Origin of the sequence: Candidatus Accumulibacter cognatus, assembly GCF_000584975.1 — a bacterium.
Lineage (GTDB): Bacteria > Pseudomonadota > Gammaproteobacteria > Burkholderiales > Rhodocyclaceae > Accumulibacter > Accumulibacter cognatus.
Genome location: NZ_JDST02000037.1, coordinates 1 through 1,056, shown reverse-complemented (window position 1 = coordinate 1,056; position 1,056 = coordinate 1). Strand labels below are relative to the sequence as shown.

Here is a 1,056-nt window from a genome sequence, read left to right as displayed (position 1 = left end):
GGGGTGTGATCGAAAGTGACGGTTGCAAAGACCTCAAGCAGCCAAGGCGTCCCAATACCGATCCCGGCCGCCGTTTGCACGGGTGACGCAGAGGTTCAGCATGGCTTGGGCATTTTCTGGTGTCCACCAGGCGCCTGGTAGTTTGAGGCGTTTCTGAATCACATAGCGATGTGCGCTCTCGACCTCGCCGGAGCCGATAGGCAAGCCGGCTTGAATGGCGGCCGGATAGTCGAATTGCCCTGGGCGGTTGATCAGATCACGGTAACCCCCACGGACCGGGGCCTGTTCTGACGGCACGGAGTCCGGTTCCTGGAAAGGCGCAAGGGCCGTCAGGACCGCGGAAAGCCTGTCCGTTTTCAGGCAGTCTTTCTGCCGTTCAATCCAGTTCGGATCGTGGGCAGCGCAAACCTTAGCCGCCTCAAAGTAATCACACACGTGAAAGAAGTCGACAGGGTCCTTGCATCGCGCACCGAACGGACGCTCCCTCTGATCTTCAATCCAAACGGCGCCGTCACCCCATCCATGGATAGGGCTGCGCTCGTTGAAGCCGGCCGCTATCGCCAGCCGCAGGATGTCGGCTCCTGCGGCTGCGGCATCGCCCAAGGTAACCGCGAAGGTGGGCGCTACTTCGCCAGCACGGCGGATCATCGACAGCTTGCCTTCTTTCCAGAACAAGTGGCGGGTCTTGCGTCGATCCCGCGGACCCTCATCGCCTGCCTTTCCCGTTTCTACCATCGGAATCAGGCTGCCGTCGATTTCGGCGATCCACGTCAGCGCCTCCTTCGTCGGGCGAGCTTCGGGCGTCCTGTCCTGTCCGTAATGCTTATCCTGCGGGCGTGATCTTCTGTGATCGTTGCCGCAGCTCCATTCGCAATCCCGATCCCGTCATGCTCGCGAATCTTCTCCCGAACCTGGGCAAACGGAACGTCAGCACCCAAATCGGTGAGGGCCCTCTGCAGCCATGTGGAATATCCCCGGCATGAAATGCCCGCCTGGCTCTGAAAGGGCCGGCACCATTTGCCGCCTTCCTTTGTCCGGTATACCGTGCGCGGTCAC

At 60.9% G+C, this 1,056-nt stretch carries 1 protein-coding gene; it reads right to left on the bottom strand.

The genetic code is table 11. The features are described from left to right. Positions 1-33: 33 nt before the first annotated feature. Positions 34-735: a UPF0236 family protein gene (locus AW06_RS07750; RefSeq protein ID WP_034948228.1), complete on the bottom strand. Its 702-nt coding sequence runs from the start codon at positions 733-735 to the stop codon at positions 34-36. Between the last annotated feature and the right edge of the window lie 321 nt (positions 736-1,056).